Raw genomic sequence first — 21,543 nt, 5'->3', positions numbered from 1 at the left:
CACAGGTTTTTTCTGGCACAATTCGATAGCTGCCCCCTCCGCTCAGCCTGAGCCTGTCGAAGGCCTCGCTATACGGCCAGCGTTGGCACGGGTCCTTCGACTTCGCGGGCTGAAGCCCGCGGCTCAGAGCCTGCCCTGAACTTGTTTCAGGGATGAACGGGGATGGTTAGGCTGTGCCGTCTTGCCCTCACCCTCTAAGGAGAGGGGGAGGACCCGTCGTCTAGGCGGCGAAGGCAGAGGGGAATACCTGGTAGCTGCCCCTCTCAGCTGCGGCTAGGCAGCTTTGCTGGCACGCCTTCGCATCTCTCTCCTTAGGGGAGAGACCCGCCCCCTACCGCCCCGCCATTTCCTTGACCCGCGCCAGATACGTCCGCCCCACGCGCAACTCGCTGCCATCGGCGAGGCACGCGAACCACACGCCGCCGCCATTGTGGCGCAGGCTCGTGATGTAATCGTTGCGCACGATGTGCGAGCGGTGGAGGCGGACGAAGCGCGCCGGGTCGAGCCGTTCCTCGAGCGTCTTGATCGTCTCGTGCATCAGATAGCTGCGCGTGCCGACATGCAGCCGCATGTAATCGCGCTCGGCATCGATGCGTTCGATCAGCTCGGCGTCGATGCGCTTGAGTTCGGAGCGGTGCGGCACCCAGAATTCGCGAACCCAGCCGCCGGGAGCGGGCTCGGCCGGCTCGGGATTGGCGAGCACCGCGCTGCGCCGTTCGAGCACGCGCGCGACCGCGCGTTCCAGCCGGTCGGTGGCGACGGGCTTGAGCAGATAATCGATCGCCGCCAGATCGAACGCCTCGACCGCAAACGCCTGATAGGCGGTGACGAAGATGATAGCGGGCGATTGCTCGGTCTTGCCCAGCGCGCGCGCGACCCCCATGCCGTCGAGCCGGGGCATGTTGATGTCGAGAAAGATGAGCTCGGGCCGCAACTGCTCGGCCAGCCGCAGCGCCGATTCGCCATCGCTGGCGGTGCCGACCAGGCTGATCCGGGGCAGCCGAGCGCACAGCAATTGCAGCCGCTCGACCGCGAGCGGCTCATCATCGACGATCATGGTTCTGAGGGGCGCGGTATCGGCCTCAACAGTCATGGCGCACCGCCGGCAGTGTCAGTTCGACCACAAAGCCTCCTTCAAAGGGAACATGCCATTCGATCCGTGCCGCGCTGCCATAGCGCGCATCCAGCCGGTCGCGGACATTGGCAAGACCGATGCCGCTGCCCTTGTCGGAATCGCTGGGGATGACATCGCCATCGTCGCTGACCGTCAGGTGCAGCACACCATCGGCCTCGCGCGCGGCCACGCGGATCGTGACCGGGCAGGTGGCGCGCGCCACGCCATATTTGATCGCATTCTCGACCAGAGGCTGCAGGATCAGGCCGGGCACGCAGCACCCCATCAGCGCATCGGGCACATCGATCTCGATCTTCAGCCGGTCGGGAAAGCGCACCGCCTCGATCGCCAGATACAGCTGCTGCAGCTGCACCTCGTCGGCCAGCGGCACATCGTCGAGCGGATCGCCGGTCAGGCTGGTGCGGTAGAAGGTCGACAGGTTCATGATCATCGATTCGGCCTCGTCGGGCCGGTTGCGCAGCACCAGAGTCGAGAGCGAATTGAGCGTGTTGAACAGGAAGTGCGGATTGACCTGATAGCGCAAGCTGCGCAGTTCGGCCTGCTGCGCGGCCTGCGCAAAGCGCGCGGCGCGCCTTTCGGCCGAGCGCACTTCGCTAGCATAGCTGAGTGCCAGATACAGCATCGCCCAGGACATCAGGAAGTAATAGCTCGAAATCGCGAATTCGAGCACGTTGGCCAGCGGATCGAGTGTGACGATGTTTTCGGTCAGCTCGTTGTCCTGAAACACGCTCATCGGGTCATAGATGTTGAACGCGAAATAGTTGAACGACGAGATCGCGAGCGCGGCCGGAACCGCGCCGACGCAGGCGGCGATGATGCGGGGGGTCAGCGGCTTGTCCTCGAACCAGCGCAGCACGAGATACAGCGCGACATTGACCAGCACGCCGAACACCGTCACCGCGACCCGGCGGATGACCAGCTCTTCCTGCGCGGGAAAATCGAGCACCGCCGCGCGCAGCGTGACGATGATCATGTAGAACAGCCAGAAGCCGAGGATCGACAGCAGGGCAACCTGCTGGTCCACGCGGGGCCGGGAATGCGGGATAACGGGCATCTTCATCACCATCCGTCTTAACCGGCGATGAGCGGCGTGTCTGCCCTGCGCGCTTTTGCTGGTCGAACTGGGGGCCTGTTTGGTCGAAAGCCCCCCGCCGCGGGCCGGGGCTTATTCGGCCAGCGCAACCCCCGGGCTGCGCGGATCGGCATAGCCGGTCCAGCCCTTGCCGTTGAACTGCGCGGCGTTGAGCTTCGATCCCAGATCGCTGACCACCACCGGCTGACCGAACGCGGCGAGCGCCTCGTTCATGCCGCCCAGATCGGTGTTGCCCTCGACCATCAGCGAGCCATTTCCGAAATAGATATTGGGCAAGGCCAGCGCCTCGCCTGCGGGCAGCTTGAAGTCGATCACGCCGATCAGCGCCTTGGTGACGTGCATGATGATGCGCTTGCCACCGGCAGAGCCCACCGCCAGCACCGGGCGATCCTGAGCGTCATAGACGATATGCGGCGACATCGACGACAGCGGCCGCTTGCCCGGCTGCACGCGGTTGGCGACCTTCTTGCCATCCTTTTCGGGCGCGAAGGTAAAATCGGTGAGCTCGTTGTTGAGGAAATAGCCGTTGGCGATCAGCTGGCTGCCGAAAGGCCCCTCGACCGTCGAGGTCATGCTGACGATATTGCCCGCGCCATCGACCGCAACGAAATGGGTGGTGCCCGCAACCTCGCTCGAGATGGCGGCGGTGCGCGGCTCGGACCCCGGCGGGGTGCCCGCTTCATAACGATTGAGCGCCTTTGCCGGATCGATCTGGGCGGCGCGGCTGGCGACATAGGCCGGGTCGAGCAGGCCGTTGACCGGGACCGAAACGAAATCAGCATCGCCCAGATAGGTCTCGCGGTCGGCATAAGCGAGCTGCATCGCCTCGCCGATCAGGTGCCAGGTCTTGGGGTCCTTCGCCCCCATGCCGCCAATGTCGTGCGGCTGGAGCATGCCCAGGATCTGCTGCACCGTGGTCGCGCCCGAAGACGGCGGGCCCATGCCGCACACCTTGTAGCCGCGATAGCGCGAGCACACCGGCGGGCGTTCCTTGGCCTGATAGCCAGCCAGATCGGCGAGCGTCATCGGAACCGGATTGACGCTGGCCTTGCTCACCGCGTCGGCCAGCGCCTGGCCGTGCTTCCCGGTGTAGAAAGCATCCGCGCCATTCTTCGCCACCGCGCGCAGCAGCTCGGCCAGCGCCGGGTTGGTTACGCGGTCGCCGGTTTTCTTGGGGCCCGAGGCGTTCCAGTAGATCGCGCGGGCATCGGGGAAACGCGCCCAGATCGGCGCGAGCCGCGCCAGCGCATTGGCAAGCGCATCATTGACGACGAAACCTTCGTCGGCAAGCCGGATCGCGGGCGCGAACAGGTCTGCCCAGGGCAGCTTGCCCCATTTGGCATGGGTCATCGCCATCAGCCGGATGTTGCCGGGAACGCCGACGCTGCGCCCGCCCTGAAACGCCTCGATAAACGGCAGCGGCTTGCCATCTGCGCCCAGCAGCAGCTGTTCGCTGGCCGATGCAGGGGCAATTTCGCGCCCGTCGATCGTGGAAAGCTCGCCGGTGGCCGCATCATGATGCAGCAGCAGCCCGCCGCCGCCGATGCCCGAGCTCTGCGGTTCGACCACGGTCAGCGCCAGCATCATCGCCATCGCGGCATCGGCAGCAGAGCCGCCCTTGCGCAGGATTTCCTGGCCCGCCGCCGTCGCACGCGGATCGGCGGAAGAGACGACGCCCTTGCCGACCGGCGCGGTGGCAGAGGTGTCGCGCGGCGCGGGCGCCTGCGCATGGCAGGCGATCGAGAGCGAAGACAGGGCGAAGGCGGCGGCTGCGAGCAGCGGGCGAGAAAATGCGGTCATCCGCCGGTTATACCGCCATGTTGCGATGCGGCAAGCGCCGGATCAGGCTGGGAGCGCTGCGGCTGCCGATACGGGCGAGCGCGCCGCCCAGATCTTCTCGTGGAAGAAGAACGCGACCGCATTGACCATCGGTTCGATGATCGCGAGACCGCCTGCGATCTCGATCGATCCGGTAAAGGCATAGGCGACCAAAAAGCCGATGGTGAGGTGCACCGCCAGATAGCTCAGGGTCTTGGCAATATCGCGCGGCATGTCTGCCTCCTGTCATTCGATAACAGGCTTATTGATAATGATTTGCATAACGAGATGCCAATGAAGGTTTTGCCGCCGATCAATCGACCAGATCGATCAGTTGACCCCCACCGCCTCGGCCAGTGTTGCAAATCCGTCGCGCTGAAGCAGCGTCTTCAATCCCCGGTTGATCTTTGCGGCCAGCCCTGGCCCCTCATAGACCAGCGCCGAATAGAGCTGCACCAAGGATGCGCCTGCGCGAATGCGGACATAGGCATCGTCCGCCGAGGCGATGCCGCCCACGCCGATCAGCGGAATCGCGCCGCCGCTGGCGGCACGGAAATCCCTGAGCCGCTGCTGCGCCAGATCGCGCAACGGCGCACCGGACAGGCCGCCTGCCTCGCCGGCATGGCGCGAACGCAGCGCGGGGCGCGAGATCGTCGTGTTCGAGACGATCAGCGCGTCGAGCCTCTTGTCGATCGCGATGCGGGTGATGTCGTCGATATCCGCAGCTTCCAGGTCCGGCGCGAGCTTCAGGAATACCGGGCAAGGATTGGCGCCGCGCGCCTCGCTCACCGCATCGAGCAAGGCGGCCAGCGCGCCTGCATCCTGCAGCGCCCGCAGCCCTGGGGTGTTAGGCGAGGAGATGTTGACCGTCAGATAGCGCGCCAGCGGCGCCATGGTGCGCGTCATCACCGCATAATCGGCGATCCGATCGACCGAATCCTTGTTCGCGCCGATATTGACGCCAATGATCCCGGCGTGGCGCTGCCCTGCCTGCAGCCGCGCCACGACAGCGTCTGCGCCATCGTTGTTGAAGCCCATGCGGTTGATCACCGCCTTGTCCTCGACCAGCCGGAACAGGCGCGGGCGCGGATTGCCCGCCTGAGGCAGCGGCGTCACGGTGCCGATCTCGACGAAGCCGAAGCCGAAGCCGAACATCGCGTGCGGCGCCTCGGCATTCTTGTCGAAGCCCGGTGCCAGCCCCACCGGGGTCGGAAAATCGAGGCCTGCGACCTTCATGGCCAGCACCGGATCGCTAGCCGGTGGTGCCGAGGCCGGTGCCAGGCTGAGCGCCGTGATGGTCAGCCGATGCGCGGCTTCGCCATCGAGCAGGAACAGGGCGGGCCGGGCGATCGAAAACAGCATGGCGTGGTCTATGGCTTTGCGACGGGCCGATGGTCAAGCGCGGGCCGCACGGTTTACCCTTGGGGCACGACTGTATACGCTTGGTGCTAACCGACCCCGAAACAACGGAAAGTTGCTCCATGTCCCTGCGAAACATTGCCCTGTCCCTGTTGCTTGCCGCCAGTCCGCTCAGCCTGTTGAGCCCGGCCGTTGCGCAGACGGCCCCCGCCGCTGCCGAATCGCCCAGCGCCGAACTCGCCGCATTCTTCGAGCAGGTCGATGCCGAAAACCTTGCCGCATCGCCGCAGGGCAAGGCCTATCGCGGCATCCGCGATGCCGATTACGGCAAGTGGAACGACCCGTCCGATGCCAGCGCGGTCGCCGATTTCGAGCGCGGGCAAAAGGCCCTGGCGACCATGAAGGCGCGGTTCGACCCTGCCAGGCTCTCGGGAGAGGATCGCCTGAGCTACCGATTGTTCGAATATCAGGCCGAGCGCGCCGCCCGCGCGCAGCAATTCCGCCGCAACGAGTATATCTTCGACCAGATGAATGGCGCGCAGAGCCAGATGCCGGCCTTCCTGATCAACATCCATCGCGTCGCGAACAAAAGCGACGCGGAGGCCTATGTCACGCGGCTGCAGGGAATCGGGCCGCGGATGGACGGACTGATTGCCGAGGCCAAGTCACGTGCCGATATCGGCGTGATGCCGCCCAAATGGGTCTATCCCTTCGTCCTCGATGATGCGCGCAACGTCATCAAGGGGGCGCCATTCGACAATGGCGCGCCGTCCACCCTGCTCGCCGATCTCACCAAGAAGGTAGAAGCCCTCGACATTCCGGCGGCCAGCAAGGCGGAGCTGATCGAAGGCGGACGGCAGGCGCTGCTGACCAGCGTCAAGCCGGCGTACGAGCGGCTGATCGCGGAAATGGAGCGGCAGCAGGCGATCGCGCCGACCGACGACGGCATCTGGCGGCTAAAGGATGGCGCGGCTTATTATGCCGAACGGCTGGCCAACTACACCACCACCGAGCTTTCTGCCGACGAGGTTCACCAGATCGGCCTCGACAATGTCGCGCGGATCCATGGAGAGATGCGCAAGATCATGCAGACGGTCGGCTTTACCGGCACGCTGCAGGAATTCTTTGCCTTCGTCCGCACCGACGATCGCTTCTATTTCAAGACGCGCGAGGAGTATCTCGCGACCGTTGACGGCAAATTGAAGGCGATGCAGGCCAAGCTGCCCGAATATTTCAACACCCTGCCCAAGGCGCCGCTGACGGTGAAGGCGGTCGAGGCCTTCCGCGAGAAATCCGCCGGCAAGGCCTTCTACCAGAGCCCCGCGCCCGACGGATCGCGCCCGGGCACCTATTATGTGAACCTCTACAACCTCAAGGACATGGCTTCGACCGAGCTCGAGGCGCTGGCCTATCACGAGGGCCTGCCCGGCCATCACCTCCAGCGCGCGGTCCAGACCGAACTGGGCGATCTGCCGCCGTTCCGCCGCTTTGGCGGGGTGACCGCCTATACCGAAGGCTGGGGCCTGTATTCGGAGGAACTGGGCAAGGACATGGGCTTCTATGTCGATCCCTATTCGGACTTCGGCCGCCTGGGCATGGAATTGTGGCGCGCCTGCCGTCTGGTCGTCGACACCGGCATCCACCACAAGAAATGGAGCCGCGGGCAGGCGATTACGTATCTGACCGAGAACACCCCCAATCCCGAAGGCGACATCTCCAAGGCGATCGAGCGTTATGTCGTCTATCCGGGCCAGGCCACCGCATACATGATCGGCAAGCTCAAGATCATGGAGTTGCGCAGCCGTGCGCAGAAGGCGCTGGGGTCAAAGTTCCGATATGGACGCTTCCACGATGCGGTGCTGAAAAGCGGGCCTGTTCCGCTGACCGTGCTCGAAGAGCGGATCGACGCCTGGATCGCTGCCGGCGGCTGAAAGGCAGGATGGGCGCCCGTTTGACGGAGCTTGCGGATTTTACGTGATTTTTCACGATGTCGAATCCATCCAATCATCCACCGGCGTGACGTCCTATAGCCCGTTTGCGACCCGAAGGGCTCAAGGCGGAGACGCCGAGAGTTCTTTTCCTAACAGGCGATCCTGCTCTTTGTGGCGGGATCGCCTTTTTTTTGATCCGGAATGGAGGTATAGGCATCAGCGGGTCGACAGAACGATAACACCGGCGAGAGGGACATAGTGTGGTTCCGACGTTCGTACGGGTGATTGGGGTCGCTAATGCCGAATCTCGAATATGCCCTTCCGGGTGAGTCGCTGCGCGAGTTCGTATCCGTCTATTATCGGTTCGATTGTCCTGAGCCGTATGTGGCCGATGGCGAGCGAGCAGCGATCGCGCAGCTCAGACTGGGCACCTGCGGCCGGGTCACCATGCATTTCCCTGATGGCACGTCCTCGCAATGCACCGGCGCGGTGCTGATCGGACCGACCACCGCTGCGGTGCGATTCGAGATCGAGGGGCCGTTCCACATGTTCGGGCTGGGGCTGACTGCGGCCGGCTGGGGCGCACTCACCCAGCAGAGCGCCGCCGATTTCCTGGACCGGGTGGTGCCGGCGTCCACCATCTTCCCCAATATCGACCAGCGTCTGGAACTGGTGCGCGAACTCGATTCGCTGCCCGAGATGTGCGCGGCTGCCGATGCCATTCTCCAGCCGATCATCGATGAGGCGAGCGCGGAGATGGTGGCGTTCACGCGGATGGTCGATGGCTGGCTGGCATCCGGCGTCTCTCCGGTGGTCAGTGATCTGTACGCGCAAAGCCGCCTGTCCGAGCGTCAGCTGACCCGCCGGGTGAAACAGCTGTACGGCATGCCGCCAAAATATCTCTCTCGCAAATATCGCGCTTTGCGCGCGGCGCGCTCGCTGATCGATGCCCAGCCCGACGAGGCCGATTTCCTGCGCGATGCGTTCTACGACCAGTCGCACATGATTCGCGAGCTCAAGCTGTTCGCCGGCACCACACCGACCCGGCTGCGCACCGGTGAAGGCGAACTCGCCCGCCTGATCGACCAGCGCGGGCAGCTGAAGGGCCGCATCAATCCGCTGGTGGCCGACACTTGAGGTGGCCGCGCGGCCTCAGTCGCGCAGTTTCAGCTCAAGCCGGTTGATGCCGTCCTCGCTGCGATAGTCGATGATATCCGCCCAGGCGCGGATCAGCGCCAGGCCGACGCCGCCGCCGCGGTCGACATTGGGCATCTCGGCAACATCCGCCTCGCGCAAGTCGAACGGCGCGCCCGAATCCGACAGGATCAGCCGCACCTCGCCTGCTTGACCGACGAGAGCCAGCGTACCGCCAAAGCCGGGTTGCACCGCGCCATGATCGTAAAGATTGGTCACGGCCTCTTCGGCGAGGATCGCCAGCTTTGCGCGTTGCTGCGGCGATAGTGCGTTGGTTGTGCTGAACAATTGCACCAGGCCGACGGCTCGATGTATCGATTCGGGACCGTTGTCATCAAGGCTGCACGAATGCGGATTGAAATTGCGCCGGATCATGGCTGCGGTTATGCCATGTCGGCGGGCAAGAAGGGATGCATATTATGAAGTGCGGACTGCTTGTTACATTTTCGCTGCTGGCCATGACGGCGCAGCCGGCATGGGCCGATATCGGCCGCATCAAGAAGACGGCAGGCACAGCCTCGATCGAGCGCAAGGGCGCGCGGGTCAACCCCGCGGTCGGCACCACCCTGCTGCCCGGCGACGTGCTGGTCACCGGCAAGGGCGGGCAGATCGCGGTCTCCTTTGCCGACAACACGCGCTTTTCGGTCGGGCCCAACAGCCGGGTCGCGGTCGACAAGTTCGATTTCGACCGCACCACGCGCAGTGGCGTCTTTGAAACCCGGGTCGAGCGCGGCTCGCTGGGCGTCGTTTCGGGACAGATCGCCAAGTCCCGGCGCGACGCGATGAAGGTCCGCACGCCGACCTCGCTGCTGGGCGTGCGCGGCACCCGCTTTATCGTGAACGTGCCCGGATGATGCGCGCCGGGGGGCTGGGGGCAGCGCTGCTGCCGATACTGCTGCCGATACTGTTGGCAGGGTGCGCGGGGCCGTCGCTGCTGCTGCTCGACAACGAGGATGGCTCGTCCGAAGGGGCGCTCGCCGTGATCGACGAGAAATGCGACAATCCTGACGGATCGACCATCGCCGGATCGTTCACGCGGACCAAGCTGGCGGGATGCGCGCCGCGGCCCAAGGGCGTGGGCGCAGACGGGTTGAAGGCCGACGAGCGGATGCTGATCAACGATCTGCCGCCGCCGCCTGCCCGTTTCATCATGTATTTCGTCCCCGACACCACCGATCTCGCGCCCGGATCCGAGGGCATGATCGAGGCGCTCGATCGCCATTTCAAGGCGCGGCCGGGGGCCGAGATCGAGATCATCGGCTATACCGACACGGTCGGCAAACCCGAGTACAACCTGGTTCTGTCGCAGAAGCGCGCCGAGGAGATCAAGGGCCGGCTGGTGCAACTGGGCTTCCCCACCGATGCGATCACCACTACCGGGCGAGGCGAGAGCGAACTGCGCTTTCCGACGCCCGACGAGACCGAAAATGGTGGCAACCGGCGGGTGGAGATCATCGTCCGCTGACGGTCTGGGCTTGCCAGCGAGCGTGCGGGCATTACCACCCGTGCGACACGCTCGTCATGCAGAGGCTTCATGCTCACCGATATCCAGATTTCCCGCGCCGCCCAGCTCCAGCCGATTTCGGCGATCGCCGCAAAGCTCGATCTGCAGCCTGAGGCGATCGAACCCTATGGCCATTACAAGGCCAAGATCGATCTCGTGGCCGCCGGGCTGGACACGGCCCAGCCGCGCGGCCGGCTGATCCTGGTCACCGCGATCAACCCGACGCCGGCAGGCGAAGGCAAGACGACGACATCGGTCGGCCTTGCCGACGCCTTGAACCGCATCGGCCACAAGACCGTGCTGGCGCTGCGCGAGCCCTCGCTCGGCCCCTGTTTCGGGACCAAGGGCGGCGCGACCGGCGGCGGCTATGCCCAGGTCGGGCCGATGGAAGACATCAACCTGCACTTTACCGGCGATTTCCACGCGATCACCTCGGCGCACAACCTGCTGTCGGCGATGATCGACAACCACATCCACTGGGGCAATGCGCTCGACATCGACGTGCGCCGCGTCGTCTGGCGGCGGGTGCTCGATATCAACGATCGCGCCTTGCGCTCCATCGTCCAGTCGGTGGGCGGCGTCGGCAACGGCTTCCCGCGCGAAAGCGGGTTCGACATCACCGTGGCATCCGAGGTGATGGCGATCCTGTGCCTTGCGCGTGACATCGCGGACCTCGAGGAGCGGCTGGGGCGGATCGTCATCGGCTATACCCGCGCCAAGACACCGGTCACAGCGAGCGACCTCAAGGCGGCAGGCGCGATGGCGGTGCTGCTGGCGCAGGCGATCAAGCCCAACCTGGTGCAGACGCTGGAGGGCAACCCTGCGCTGCTGCACGGCGGACCGTTTGCCAATATCGCGCATGGCTGCAACTCGGTGATCGCTACCCGCGCTGCGCTGGCGCTCGGCGATTTCGTGGTGACCGAGGCCGGTTTCGGCGCGGATCTGGGGGCAGAGAAATTCTTCGATATCAAGTGCCGCCAAGCCGGTCTGCAGCCGGCGGCGGCGGTGATCGTCGCCACGGTGCGCGCGCTCAAGATGAACGGCGGCGTCGCCAAGTCCGAGCTTGGCTCGGAAGATGTCGAGGCGGTGCGGCGCGGAAGCGTCAACCTTGTCCGCCATATCGAGAATGTCCGCCAGTTCGGCGTGCCGGTGGTGGTGGCGATCAACCATTTCCATTCCGATAGCGACGCGGAGATCGCGGTGCTGCTCGAAGTCGCGAAGGACCAGGGATGCGTGGGCCATGTGTGCCGGCACTGGGCCGAGGGCGGTGCGGGCGCCGAAGGCCTGGCGTACACCGTTGTCGCGCAGGCCACGAACGGCGAGGCGACGTTCGCGCCGCTTTATGCCGATGATCTGCCGCTGATCGGCAAGATCGAAACCGTGGCCAAGCGAATCTACCGCGCCGAGTCAGTCTCTGCGACGCCTGCGGTGCTGGCGCAGCTCCAGCGCTGGGAAGAAGCGGGCTATGGCCATCTGCCAGTGTGCATGGCCAAGACGCAGTACAGCTTTTCCGCCGACCCGGCGCTGCTCGGCGCGCCCAGCGGCCATGTGCTGCCGGTGCGCGAGGTGCGGCTGAGCGCGGGCGCCGGCTTTGTCGTGGCGATCTGCGGCGAGATTATGACCATGCCCGGCCTGCCGCGCGTGCCCGCAGCCGAAACCATCCGGCTTGATGCCCATGGCGAGATCGAGGGCCTGTTTTAGACCACGCCTGCCTCAGCCGGCTCATCCCACTGTTCCTCTCCCTCGATGGGAGAGGCCGGCGAGACTTGGCAGCTTGCTGCCTAGTCGCAGCGGTGAGGGTGATGGTGAGGCCGTGTCCAACGGTCCGGACTCTCGGCCTTTGGTCAATCCAGCGCCAACACCCCCACCCAACCCTCCCCCATCAAGGGGGAGGGCTAGTGCAGATCTCTCCTATCATGGGATAGCGGAGAAAGACCTGGCCTCAGCCGTTCACGTCGTTCTGCGTGACCGGAACGATCCGGATTTCGACGCGGCGGTTCTGCGCGCGACCGTCTTCGGTGGTGTTCGATGCGACCGGCTGCGATTCGCCAAAGCCGCGCGTGGCAAGCCGGGCAGACTGGACGCCGCGGGTCGACAGATAGCTCGAGACCGACTGCGCGCGCCGCTCGGACAGCGTCTGGTTGTAGGTATCGCTGCCGGTCGAATCGGTATGGCCGTAGACGTCGATATAGGTGCTTTCATACTGCACCAGGGTGGAGGCAACGTCGTTCAGCGTGTTACGGAATTCGGGCTTCACCGCCGAGCTGTCGACATCGAAGGTCACCTGGCTCGGCATGTTGAGCAGCAGGCTGTCGCCATCGCGCACCACGTCGATGCCGGTGCCGGCGGTCTTCTGGCGCAGTTCGCGCTCCTGCTGGTCGAGATAATAGCCGATGCCGGCGCCTGCCACCGCGCCGATGCCGGCGCCCACGATCTTTTCGGTGCGGTCGCGACGACCGCCTACGATGTCACCCAGCAGATAGCCGCCCAGCGCACCACCAAGGCCGCCGATGGCCGATTTGCTGATGCGCTGCTGGCCGGTTTCCGGATCGGTGACACAGGCTGCCAGCGCCAGGCTGGAAAGTCCCGCAAAGGCCGCGATACGAAGGGTTCTGCTGTTCATGGATGGCTCCCGCAAGTTTCGGTTGTTGGTCGCAAGTCAGCCTCGCAACGTCTCACCCCTTATTCGATTGGGCGGCTGAATGGTTCCCGAACGCAAATGTAACTTCGGTCAACTTTGTCGCGGCGAGGGAGCGCCGATCGCCCCGCCACGGGTACGAAACCACGTGACACTGCGCGCAGCCGGGATATAGGGTGGGATTTCCAACCTCATAAGGCCCAATGGACCCTCTTCCCCCCTTCCCCTGGCTCGATGTCGTCATCATCCTGGCGCTGATCGTGCTCAACGGCGTGTTCGCGATGTCCGAGCTCGCGATCGTGTCGGCGCGCACCTCGCGGCTGGAGGCGATGGCGCGCGATGGCAGCAAGGGCGCGCGCACCGCGATCCGGCTGGGCGGGAACCCGGGCAAGTTCCTCTCCACCGTGCAGATCGGCATTACCCTGATCGGCATTCTGGCAGGTGCCTATTCGGGCGCCAGCCTGGGCGCGCCGGTCGGCGACCGGCTGGCCCTGATCGGGGTTCCTGCGGACATCTCCGATACCGTCGGCTTTGCGCTGGTGATCGGCATCACCACCTATCTGTCGCTGGTGATCGGTGAGCTGGTGCCCAAGCAGTTCGCGCTGCGCAAGGCCGAGGAACTCGCGGTGATCATGGCGATCCCGATGGACCTGATGGCCCGCGGCGCAGCGCCCCTGGTGTGGCTGCTCGACCAGTCGAGCGCGCTGATCTTCCGGCTGCTCGGCCTCAACCGCGAATCGGAAAACATCGTCACCGCCGAAGAGCTGCACATGATCTTCGCCGAGGCGACCAAATCGGGCGTGATTGCAGAATCCGAACGCGCGATCATCTCGGGCGTGGTGCGCCTAGCCGACCGCCCGGTGCGCGAGGTGATGACCCCGCGCACCGAGGTCGACTGGCTGCCCGCCGAAGCCGGGCTCGACGATCTGCGCCGGCTGATGGCCGAATCGCCGCACAGCCGCCTGCCGGTCGCCAACGGATCGGTCGACGAGATCATCGGCATCGTCACCGTGCGCGATCTGCTCACCGCGATCATCGAGGGCGCGCCGCTCGATCTGGCCGCGCTCGCGCGCACCGCACCGATCGTGCCCGATCAGGTCGATGCGATGGATGCGCTGAAGGCCCTGCAGAAGGGCGAGGTGCCGATGGCGCTCGTGCATGACGAATACGGCCATTTCGAAGGCCTGGTGACCCCGGCAGACCTGCTGCAGGCACTGGTCGGCGATTTTGCGTCAGACCAGGGCGAAGGCGATTCGCCGATGGTGGTCGAGCGCGCCGATGGCAGCCTGCTGATATCGGGCGCGCTGCCCGCCGATGCGATGGCCGAGCGCCTGGGCATCTCGCTGTCCGAAGACCGCGATTACGCCACCGCCGCGGGTCATGTGCTGCACTGCCTGCGCCACCTGCCCAAGGAGGGCGAGGTGTTCAACGATCAGGGATGGCGCTTCGAGATCGTCGACATGGACAACCGCAAGGTCGACAAGCTGCTGGTCAGCAAGATAGCCGACGAGGCGGACTGACGGGAGAGTATCCCGCCTGCCCCCGGTTATTGCGGGGCGCCAGCGCCTGCACCCGGCGCGCCCACCGCGCCGATATTGCCGAACAGATCCTGGAAGAAGGTGCGGTTGCGGCCCAGCGTCGGGGTCTTCTTGCCTTCGGGATCGATCTTGGCGACCTGGTCCAGCCCGGTGAAATCGACCGCGGAAACATTGCCTGCCGGGTCGAAGCGCACGCGCATCACCTGCTGCGCGGTCGGGCGCGGGTTGGCAAAGGCCAGCTGGCGGGTGTCGCGCGCGAAATAATACCATTCGCTGTCGGTGAACTGGCCGGTAAAGGTCGGGCGACCCAATGTGCGTTCCACCGACTGGCGGTTGTCGACGCCCGGCAGGATCTGCGTTGCCAGCGTCTGATCGTAGATGAAGCCCTGGTGTCCGCGCAGCTGGCCGCAGCCGGCGAGCAGCGGGAGCGCGGCCAGCGCCACCAGCATGGCAGCGCGAGTCTGGAGGCGACGGGGCGCGCGGTGGGTCTGGGCTTTGCTGGTCATCATTCTTCCTTGGCGGTATGTCCGCTCGTCCTGCGGCAAGGCAACAGGCGGGACATGGCCTGGCCACATCCCTTGCAACTTGCCGTAGCCGCCTCAATATGCACTAAGCTGCTGCATCACAAGTGGCCAATGAATTGTGGCTTAACGCTGCGCAATCGCTCTGGATAATGCCCGTATCATGTCATTTCTCTCCCGCATCTTTGGCCGCAGCGACCCCCGCGAGGCTGCGCGTCCCTGCTACGATCGCATCGTCGTGCACGGCCGCGACCCGTTCTGGTATATCGACGGCGCGGTGGAGGACAGCGTCGATGGCCGGTTCGAGGCGGTCTGCACGGTCCTGTGCGCAGTGCTGCTGCGGCTGGAGGATGACGATACCGACAAGACCGTCCGGCAGTTCTCGGTCTATGTCGCCGAACTCTTCGTCGACGACATGGACGGGCAGCTGCGCCAGAATGGCGTCGGCGACCTGATCGTCGGCAAGCATATCGGCAAGATGATGAGCGCGCTCGGCGGACGGCTGGGGGCCTATCGCACCGCCCTGGCCGCAGGCGATGGCCCGCAGCTGGAACAGGCGCTGCGCCGCAACCTCTATCGCGACGCTCCGGTCGCGGACGCTGCCGTCACGGCCAGCGCCGGCCATCTGTCGGCGCTTTATGCCCGGCTGAAGACGCTACCGGTGCAAAAGGTGATGCAGGGAGAGTTCTGATGCAGGAACCGACCGAATTTTCGCGCCCGATCGATCTGCGCGCACTGCCGCGCCATCCGATCGAACTGAGCGCCGATGATGCCGAACGCACTGCCCTCGCGCGGCGGTTCCATATCGTGTCGATCGGAGCGCTCAACGCTACTGCCAACCTGACCCAGGATGCAGCCGGTGTCGATGTGACCGGCCGGATCGATGCGAAGCTGGTCCAGGCCTGCGCCATCTCTGGCGAGGATTTTCCCGTGACGGTGTCGTGCGAATACCGCCTGCGCTTCCTGCCCGAGGCCGATTACGAAGCCGCGCTCGCCGATGCGGGCGACGAGGTCGAGCTGGGGGGCGATGATCTCGACACCATCGCTTTTACCGGCAGCACGATCGATCTGGGCGAGGCGATCGCACAGACGCTGGCGCTGGAAATCGACCCCTATGCCGAGGGCCCGGGCGCGGACGCGGCGCGCGCCGAATATGGCCTGTATACGCCAGAGGCGAGCGGACCGTTCGCCGCGCTGCAGGCGTTGAAAACCTCCAAGCCCTAAGGCCTGGGAACGCCGACATTGTCGAGCAGTACGTCGATGGCCGCGACGGCACGGGCATATTCGGGCGACTGGATATTGTCGTAGATCTGCTCGAACATCGCAGCATCCAGCCCTTCTGGCTTGCTGAGTGCTTCGGGCGCAAGTAGCTGCGGATCGGTGACCGCAGCCAGCCGTGTCTGGACAAACCGCGCCAGCTGGGGGTCCGTAGCTGCATTAGCAAACCGCTCTCCGGATCGGTCTGCCGCGATATCGACGAACGAGAACCCCGTCCCTCCGCTCAGACTATCGGACAGCTCTTTCCAGACACCCACTGATTGCGCAATCTTGCCACCCAGGCTTGCGGAAAGCGCTGCCGACATCGTCCAATGCTTTGCAAGGTCATTACGGCCTGCCAACGTGATCAAGGGCTCGGGCGGATTGCGGCAGCGGCTGACCAAGGGCAACGCATCGCCCGCAAGGCGGTCGCGGTACTCGGGCAAGGTACGCATCGCGATCGCGATCAGCAGTGCCCGGTTCTGCTCGTCCGGCGTCAGCCGCACCGGGCGCGGCAGGCGCCAGGCATAGCGCACGATGGTGGCAAGATCGGCATCGGGATGACGGGTGAGCGTGCAATAGGAACTGGCCAGCCAGCGCGGATCGGGATCGATCCCGCCAAAGCGCGACAGGCCGGAATAGGCGGCATTGCGCCCCGGGTGGACGAGGATCGCCTGCGCCTGTCGCGCGCCGATTCGCACATAGGGTAGCGAATCGTCCAGCGTCGGCGGGTCCTTGTCATCGCTTTGCAGCATCAGCCACACGCGGCGCATCGCCAGACGGCTCAGCCAGCTGGGCAACGGCACCTGGCCGATCTTCACCCGAACGACCGGAAGGCCCTTGCCATCGGCAACGCTGCTCGCGCGCGCCTCGATGTTCAGCCAGGCCCCCAGCGGCAGCTGGCGGGTGAACCGCGCCACAAGCTCGGGCGGCGGTGCCGTGGTGCTCTGGACCTTGGGCGAAGCGGACGCCTTGGCGGACTTGGCCGGCCTGGCGCGCGTCGGTGGTGCAGGCTGCTCGAGCCGGGCCTCGACCCGCATAGGGGCGAGCACCTGGTTGACCAGCGCGGAGAGCCCATCGAGCTCTGCCTGCGACAGCCTGATGGTCAGGCGGGTGCCAGCGGCGCGTCCCTCGCCTGCAAGCTGCTTGAGCACCACACGGGCCAGATCGATGTTGGCGGGGCTCGGCGGCGCGGGAGGCTGCACCAGCGGCGCAGCGCTGATCGACAGCCCCGCCAGCACCAGCAGCAGCACGCCCGCCAGCCGCAACAGCAGCGTCCAGCGCAGGCGGCGGGGCCGGGCCGGCTGATCATCTTCTAGGTTGGGCGTCATGCGCTGCCCTTGGGTCGCATTGGCCGGCGGATGCAAGCAAAAAGCGCCGAAATCACGGAGGACTTCGGCGCTTGTCGCGATCTGTTCGGGTGAGCCAGGCTCAGGCGGCGGGAAGCGCGTCCTGTGCCTGCTTGACCAAGCCCTTGAAGACGTCTGCTTCGTGCATCGCCAGATCGGCCAGGACCTTGCGGTCGAGTTCGATGCCAGCCAGCTTCAGCCCGTGCATGAAGCGGCCATAGGTCAGGCCTTCCATGCGGGTTGCAGCGTTGATGCGCTGGATCCACAGAGCACGGAAGTTGCGCTTCTTGGCCTTGCGGTCGCGGTAGGCATACTGACCTGCCTTTTCAACGGCCTGACGGGCGATGCGGATGGTGTTCTTGCGACGGCCGTAATAGCCCTTCGCCTGGACGAGAATGCGCTTGTGCTTGGCGCGGGTGGTAACACCCCGTTTGACGCGTGCCATTTGCTATATATCCTTTGAATTTCGAAGAGACGGGATCGAGCCGGGATCAACCCAGGCCGTACGGTGCCCATTTCTTGATGGTCTTGGCATCGGCATCGGAAATGACGCTGGTGCCGCGGTTCTGGCGGATATACTTCGCATTATGGCTGATCAGACGGTGACGCTTGCCAGCGACGCCATGCTTGATCTTGCCGGTTGCGGTGAGCCTGAAGCGCTTCTTCACACCGCTCTTGGTTTTCAGCTTGGGCATTTTGGTCTCCTTTTGTGGAAGTCCGTATCAAGCGAACATGGCAGCCCATAACCAGCCAGCCCGCTCATTCGGAAGCGTGCGCGCCTACCGGGATTCTCCGGCAAATGCAAGGCACGATTGCGCGTGCGGCGCGGGAACGCATGCCCCCGCGCCGCCCGGCAGGCTTACAGCCGGTGCATCGCACAAACCTTGTTGCCAGCCGGATCGCGCAGATAGGCGAGGTACAGCTTCATGCCCGCGCCTTCGCGCACGCCCGGCGGGTCTTCGATCGCGGTGCCGCCATGGGCCAGGCCAGCGGCGTGCCAGGCATCGCACGCCTCGGACGAGCCTGCGGCAAAGCCGATGGTGCTGCCATTGCCGCAGCTGGCGGGCTGGCCGTCGATCGGCTTGGTCAGCAGAAACAGGCCGCCATTGTTCATGTAGATGACGCGGCCCTTGGGATCGACCATTCCGGGCTTGCCGCCCAGCGCGACCATGGTCGCATCGTAGAACGCCTTGGAAGCGTCGATATCGTCCGCTCCCAGCATGACGTGTGAAAACATGTATCTCTCCTGTGCTTAGCCGGCCAACTGTTAACCGGATAATTAAATCACCATGGACAAGCCGTGTGGCCCCCGTCAATATCCAGCCACGCAAAGACAGCCATTGGCCGCAAAAGGTCAAGGCGAAAAGGAGAGGAACGGGCATGGCGGGACGGCTGAAGGCTTGTGTGGGGGCAGCGCTCGCGCTGCTGGTGACGGCCTGTTCGGGCGGCGGCGGCGACGCGGCCGCGGGCAAGGGAACCACCGGCATCGACGGAGCGCGCATCATCAAGGCCGATGGCTCCGAATGGCTGAGCTATGGCCGCACCTATGACGAGCAGCGCTACAGCCCGCTCGACCAGATCAATGCAGGCAATATCGGCGAACTGGGCCTCGCCTGGTCGGCCGACATGGATACCGCGCGCGGCCAGGAAGCCACGCCTTTGGTGATCGATGGCAAGATCTACGTCACCACCGCCTGGTCCAAGGTCAAGGCCTATGACGCCGCCAACGGCAAGCCGTTGTGGGACTATGACCCCAAGGTGCCCGGGGAAACCGGGGTCAAGGCGTGCTGTGACGTCGTCAACCGCGGCCTTGCCGCCTGGGGCAACATGCTGTTCCTGGGAACGCTCGACGGCCGCCTGATCGCGCTCGATCGCGGCACCGGCCGCGAGATCTGGAGCAAGGTCACGGTCGACCAGGACAAGTCGTACACCATCACCGGCGCACCGCGCGTGATCGACGGCATGGTGATCATCGGCAATGGCGGCGCGGAGTTCGGCGTGCGCGGCTATGTCGCAGCCTATGATGCGGCGACCGGCAAGCAGCTGTGGAAATTCTACACCGTGCCCGACCGGCCCGGCGCCAACGAGGCCGAGCATCTCAAGGTCGCTGAAACCAGCTGGAAGGGCGAATACTGGAACATTGGCGGCGGCGGCACCGTGTGGGACGCGATGGCCTATGATCCCGAACTGGGCCTGCTCTATGTCGGCGTCGGCAACGGGTCCCCATGGAACCAGGCCTATCGCTCGCCCGGCGGCGGCGACAACCTGTATCTCTCCTCGATCGTCGCGATCCGGGTGAAGACCGGCGAATATGCCTGGCACTACCAGACCACACCGGGCGAGACCTGGGATTACACCGCGACCCAGCACATCATGCTCGCCGACCTCGAGATCGAAGGCAAGGCCCGCAAGGTGCTGATGCAGGCGCCCAAGAACGGCTTTTTCTACGTGATCGACCGCGCGACGGGCGAGTTCATCTCGGCCAACAATTTCGTGCCGGTCAACTGGGCCACCGGTATCGACCCTGCGACCGGACGACCGATCGAAAACCCCGAGGCGCGGGTCGACAAGACCGGCAAGCCGTTCATCGTTTCACCCGGCCCGCTGGGAGCGCACAACTGGCATCCGATGGCCTATGACGCCAAGCAGAAGCTGGTGTTCATCCCGGCGCAGATCACCGCCTATCCGTATATCCCGGCGGCCGGCTGGAAGCCCTCCAAGCTGGGCTTCAACGTCGGCATGGACACCGCCAACAACGCGATGCCCGCCGACAATGCGGTGCGCGATGCCGCGAAAAAGGCCACCAAGGGCGTGCTGATCGCCTGGGATCCGGTCGCGCAAAAGGAACGCTGGCGCGTCACCCTGGGCGGACCATGGAATGGCGGCGTGCTCGCGACCGCGGGCGGCCTGGTGTTCCAGGGCAATGCGATGGGCAACTTCGTCGCTTATGATTCGGCCAATGGCAAGCCGCTGTGGACCTTCCCCGCACAGACCGGCGTGGTGGCAGCGCCCATGACCTACAGCATCGATGGCCAGCAATATGTCGCGGTGCTCGCCGGATGGGGCGGGGCCTGGGCGATCACCGCAGGCGTGCTGAGCGACATGTCGGGCCCTGTCCGCAACATCTCGCGCCTGCTGGTGTTCAAGCTGGGCGGCAAGGCCAAGCTGCCCGCGATGCCGGCGGCCGACGAACTGCCGCTCGATCCCCCTGCGCTGACAGCCGCCGCCGATGTCGTCGCAGGAGGCGCCGTGCAGTACGGCCGCTATTGCACCGTCTGCCATGGCGACGCGGCGATCCAGGCTTCGGGCCGCGGCGGAATCATCCCCGATCTGCGCTACTCCGGTACGCTTGCCAGCGCCGAGAACTGGCAGATGATCGTCCATGGCGGCGCGCTCAAGGACAATGGGATGGTCAGCTTTGCATCGGTGATGACCAAACCCGAGATCGAGAGCATCCGCCACTATGTCATCTCGCGCGCCAACGAGGACGTGAAGCTGGCAGGCGGGCTTAAGCCGAAAAAGGTAGCCATGAACTAGCATTTGTGGACGCCCCTTCGGATGCAACCTTTAAATCGGGGTGTTTTGGCACGTAGTCGGATGCTGTCATCTGTCCGGCCTCGACGAGCAGCGCCATAGCTGCGGGCCAGTATGGGGGTTCGCGTACCGGATCAATTACGAGTTGCGTAGCGCCGCGCCGGTACCAATGGTGTGACCGATAGTAATGCCGCAATGTTGCCCGAAGAGAGGTTTGCTCAAGCACATCTGCGGACAGGTCTATGACTTTTCGGATTCAGCGCTGCCTTTGATTTAATGGCAGGTGCAGCCTCTGTTTGGTCGCTGGTGCTTTGAAACCTTAAGGACCGGGTCTCGGAGGATTAAGACGGGCAATATTGTGTGGGGAGCTTAGGCAGGAAGTTCGACTTTTTGGTCATTTCGGTTCGACGTATTGAATGGCAGGGCTTCCCAATAGCCGCCAATCACTGGTCGTGTGACTGGTCACCCAAATGGAACAGCAACTGGGCCAGTTGGTCAAAGCCAGGCTCGAGCTGGCAAGAGGCCAAAGTCGTAGGCAGGTTTTCGGGAATACCTTCCTTAGCCCGACATGTCCGCAGATGGATGGAATTTGGGTTGGCAGGCTATCGTCCCAGTCGGCGGGCATCATGGCGCCCGAGGCTGATGTGACTAGGCTGTGTTGACAAAAGGGAT

21 protein-coding genes are annotated in these 21,543 nt (G+C 64.7%); 9 read left to right on the top strand and 12 right to left on the bottom strand.

Annotated features, from left to right (window positions below; all coding sequences use genetic code 11):
• Positions 1–331: 331 nt before the first annotated feature.
• The 5 genes from LI72_RS08365 to LI72_RS08345 all read right to left on the bottom strand — a co-directional run bounded on the left by LI72_RS08365 (position 332) and on the right by LI72_RS08345 (position 5,408).
• On the bottom strand, positions 332–1,057 hold the full coding sequence (locus tag LI72_RS08365; RefSeq protein WP_197051857.1) for a LytR/AlgR family response regulator transcription factor: 726 nt from the start codon (positions 1,055–1,057) through the stop codon (positions 332–334).
• A 25-nt stretch (positions 1,058–1,082) separates the two neighbouring features.
• Positions 1,083–2,201, bottom strand: coding sequence for a sensor histidine kinase (locus LI72_RS08360; RefSeq protein WP_156139551.1), 1,119 nt, complete (start codon positions 2,199–2,201; stop codon positions 1,083–1,085).
• A 99-nt stretch (positions 2,202–2,300) separates the two neighbouring features.
• A complete protein-coding gene (ggt, locus tag LI72_RS08355) occupies positions 2,301–4,028 on the bottom strand; it encodes a gamma-glutamyltransferase (protein WP_052129665.1) in 1,728 nt (575 codons plus the stop codon).
• A gap of 42 nt (positions 4,029–4,070) precedes the next feature.
• A complete protein-coding gene (locus LI72_RS08350; RefSeq protein ID WP_033925484.1) occupies positions 4,071–4,280 on the bottom strand; it encodes a DUF2061 domain-containing protein in 210 nt (69 codons plus the stop codon).
• Between the two features lie 96 nt (positions 4,281–4,376).
• Positions 4,377–5,408: a quinone-dependent dihydroorotate dehydrogenase gene (locus tag LI72_RS08345; protein ID WP_033925483.1), complete on the bottom strand. Its 1,032-nt coding sequence runs from the start codon at positions 5,406–5,408 to the stop codon at positions 4,377–4,379.
• Positions 5,409–5,527: 119 nt separating this feature from the next.
• On the opposite strand from LI72_RS08345, the gene LI72_RS08340 reads away from it, so the two are divergent.
• Positions 5,528–7,336, top strand: coding sequence for a DUF885 domain-containing protein (locus LI72_RS08340; RefSeq protein WP_033925482.1), 1,809 nt, complete (start codon positions 5,528–5,530; stop codon positions 7,334–7,336).
• Positions 7,337–7,633: 297 nt separating this feature from the next.
• Positions 7,634–8,473, top strand: coding sequence for an AraC family transcriptional regulator (locus tag LI72_RS08335; RefSeq protein ID WP_052129664.1), 840 nt, complete (start codon positions 7,634–7,636; stop codon positions 8,471–8,473).
• A 15-nt stretch (positions 8,474–8,488) separates the two neighbouring features.
• Here LI72_RS08335 and LI72_RS08330 read toward each other — a convergent pair whose 3' ends face one another.
• Positions 8,489–8,905 carry an ATP-binding protein gene (locus LI72_RS08330; protein ID WP_052129663.1) on the bottom strand — a complete coding sequence of 139 codons (417 nt, stop codon included), beginning with the start codon at positions 8,903–8,905 and terminating at the stop codon, positions 8,489–8,491.
• 83 nt (positions 8,906–8,988) lie between these two features.
• Here LI72_RS08330 and LI72_RS08325 point away from each other — a divergent pair, with 83 nt between their 5' ends.
• The 3 genes from LI72_RS08325 (at position 8,989) to LI72_RS08315 (ending at position 11,735) form a co-directional block, all read left to right on the top strand.
• Positions 8,989–9,384, top strand: coding sequence for a FecR family protein (locus tag LI72_RS08325; protein WP_197051855.1), 396 nt, complete (start codon positions 8,989–8,991; stop codon positions 9,382–9,384).
• Positions 9,381–9,995, top strand: a complete 615-nt coding sequence (locus tag LI72_RS19015) for an OmpA family protein (protein WP_052129662.1) — start codon at positions 9,381–9,383, stop codon at positions 9,993–9,995. Before LI72_RS08325 ends, LI72_RS19015 begins: the two co-directional genes overlap by 4 nt.
• 69 nt (positions 9,996–10,064) lie before the next feature.
• Entirely contained in the window at positions 10,065–11,735 is a 1,671-nt protein-coding gene (locus tag LI72_RS08315; protein ID WP_033925480.1) for a formate--tetrahydrofolate ligase, read from the top strand.
• A gap of 241 nt (positions 11,736–11,976) precedes the next feature.
• On the opposite strand, the gene LI72_RS08310 is transcribed toward LI72_RS08315, so the two are convergent.
• Positions 11,977–12,657 carry an OmpA family protein gene (locus LI72_RS08310; protein ID WP_052129661.1) on the bottom strand — a complete coding sequence of 227 codons (681 nt, stop codon included), beginning with the start codon at positions 12,655–12,657 and terminating at the stop codon, positions 11,977–11,979.
• 218 nt (positions 12,658–12,875) lie between these two features.
• On the opposite strand from LI72_RS08310, the gene LI72_RS08305 reads away from it, so the two are divergent.
• The gene (locus tag LI72_RS08305; protein WP_033925479.1) at positions 12,876–14,192 is read left to right on the top strand and encodes a hemolysin family protein; all 1,317 of its coding nucleotides are present in this window, start codon (positions 12,876–12,878) and stop codon (positions 14,190–14,192) included.
• 26 nt (positions 14,193–14,218) lie between these two features.
• Here LI72_RS08305 and LI72_RS08300 read toward each other — a convergent pair whose 3' ends face one another.
• Positions 14,219–14,719, bottom strand: coding sequence for an outer membrane protein assembly factor BamE (locus LI72_RS08300; protein ID WP_033925478.1), 501 nt, complete (start codon positions 14,717–14,719; stop codon positions 14,219–14,221).
• Between the two features lie 175 nt (positions 14,720–14,894).
• Here LI72_RS08300 and LI72_RS08295 point away from each other — a divergent pair, with 175 nt between their 5' ends.
• Together LI72_RS08295 and LI72_RS08290 are read left to right on the top strand one after the other, a co-directional pair.
• Positions 14,895–15,422, top strand: coding sequence for a ubiquinol-cytochrome C chaperone family protein (locus LI72_RS08295; RefSeq protein WP_033925477.1), 528 nt, complete (start codon positions 14,895–14,897; stop codon positions 15,420–15,422).
• Positions 15,422–15,955, top strand: coding sequence for a YceD family protein (locus tag LI72_RS08290; protein ID WP_033925476.1), 534 nt, complete (start codon positions 15,422–15,424; stop codon positions 15,953–15,955). Before LI72_RS08295 ends, LI72_RS08290 begins: the two co-directional genes overlap by 1 nt.
• Here LI72_RS08290 and LI72_RS08285 read toward each other — a convergent pair.
• From LI72_RS08285 to LI72_RS08270, 4 genes are all read right to left on the bottom strand, one after another.
• Complete coding sequence (locus LI72_RS08285; RefSeq protein WP_033925475.1) at positions 15,952–17,319, bottom strand: hypothetical protein; 1,368 nt, start codon at positions 17,317–17,319, stop codon at positions 15,952–15,954. The genes LI72_RS08290 and LI72_RS08285 overlap by 4 nt on opposite strands.
• A 100-nt stretch (positions 17,320–17,419) precedes the next feature.
• Positions 17,420–17,782: a 50S ribosomal protein L20 gene (gene rplT, locus LI72_RS08280; RefSeq protein WP_033925474.1), complete on the bottom strand. Its 363-nt coding sequence runs from the start codon at positions 17,780–17,782 to the stop codon at positions 17,420–17,422.
• Between the two features lie 46 nt (positions 17,783–17,828).
• Positions 17,829–18,032, bottom strand: coding sequence for a 50S ribosomal protein L35 (rpmI, locus tag LI72_RS08275; RefSeq protein ID WP_033925473.1), 204 nt, complete (start codon positions 18,030–18,032; stop codon positions 17,829–17,831).
• A 164-nt stretch (positions 18,033–18,196) separates the two neighbouring features.
• Positions 18,197–18,574: a VOC family protein gene (locus LI72_RS08270; RefSeq protein ID WP_033925472.1), complete on the bottom strand. Its 378-nt coding sequence runs from the start codon at positions 18,572–18,574 to the stop codon at positions 18,197–18,199.
• A 143-nt stretch (positions 18,575–18,717) separates the two neighbouring features.
• Here LI72_RS08270 and LI72_RS08265 point away from each other — a divergent pair, with 143 nt between their 5' ends.
• Positions 18,718–20,874, top strand: coding sequence for a PQQ-dependent dehydrogenase, methanol/ethanol family (locus LI72_RS08265; RefSeq protein WP_033925471.1), 2,157 nt, complete (start codon positions 18,718–18,720; stop codon positions 20,872–20,874).
• Positions 20,875–21,543: the final 669 nt, after the last annotated feature.

The sequence above is a fragment of the Sphingomonas sp. 35-24ZXX genome (genome assembly GCF_000786215.1).
Taxonomy (GTDB): Bacteria; Pseudomonadota; Alphaproteobacteria; order Sphingomonadales; family Sphingomonadaceae; genus Blastomonas.
Note: the sequence above shows the minus strand (reverse complement) of the source record. Positions and strands in the feature narration are given on the sequence as shown.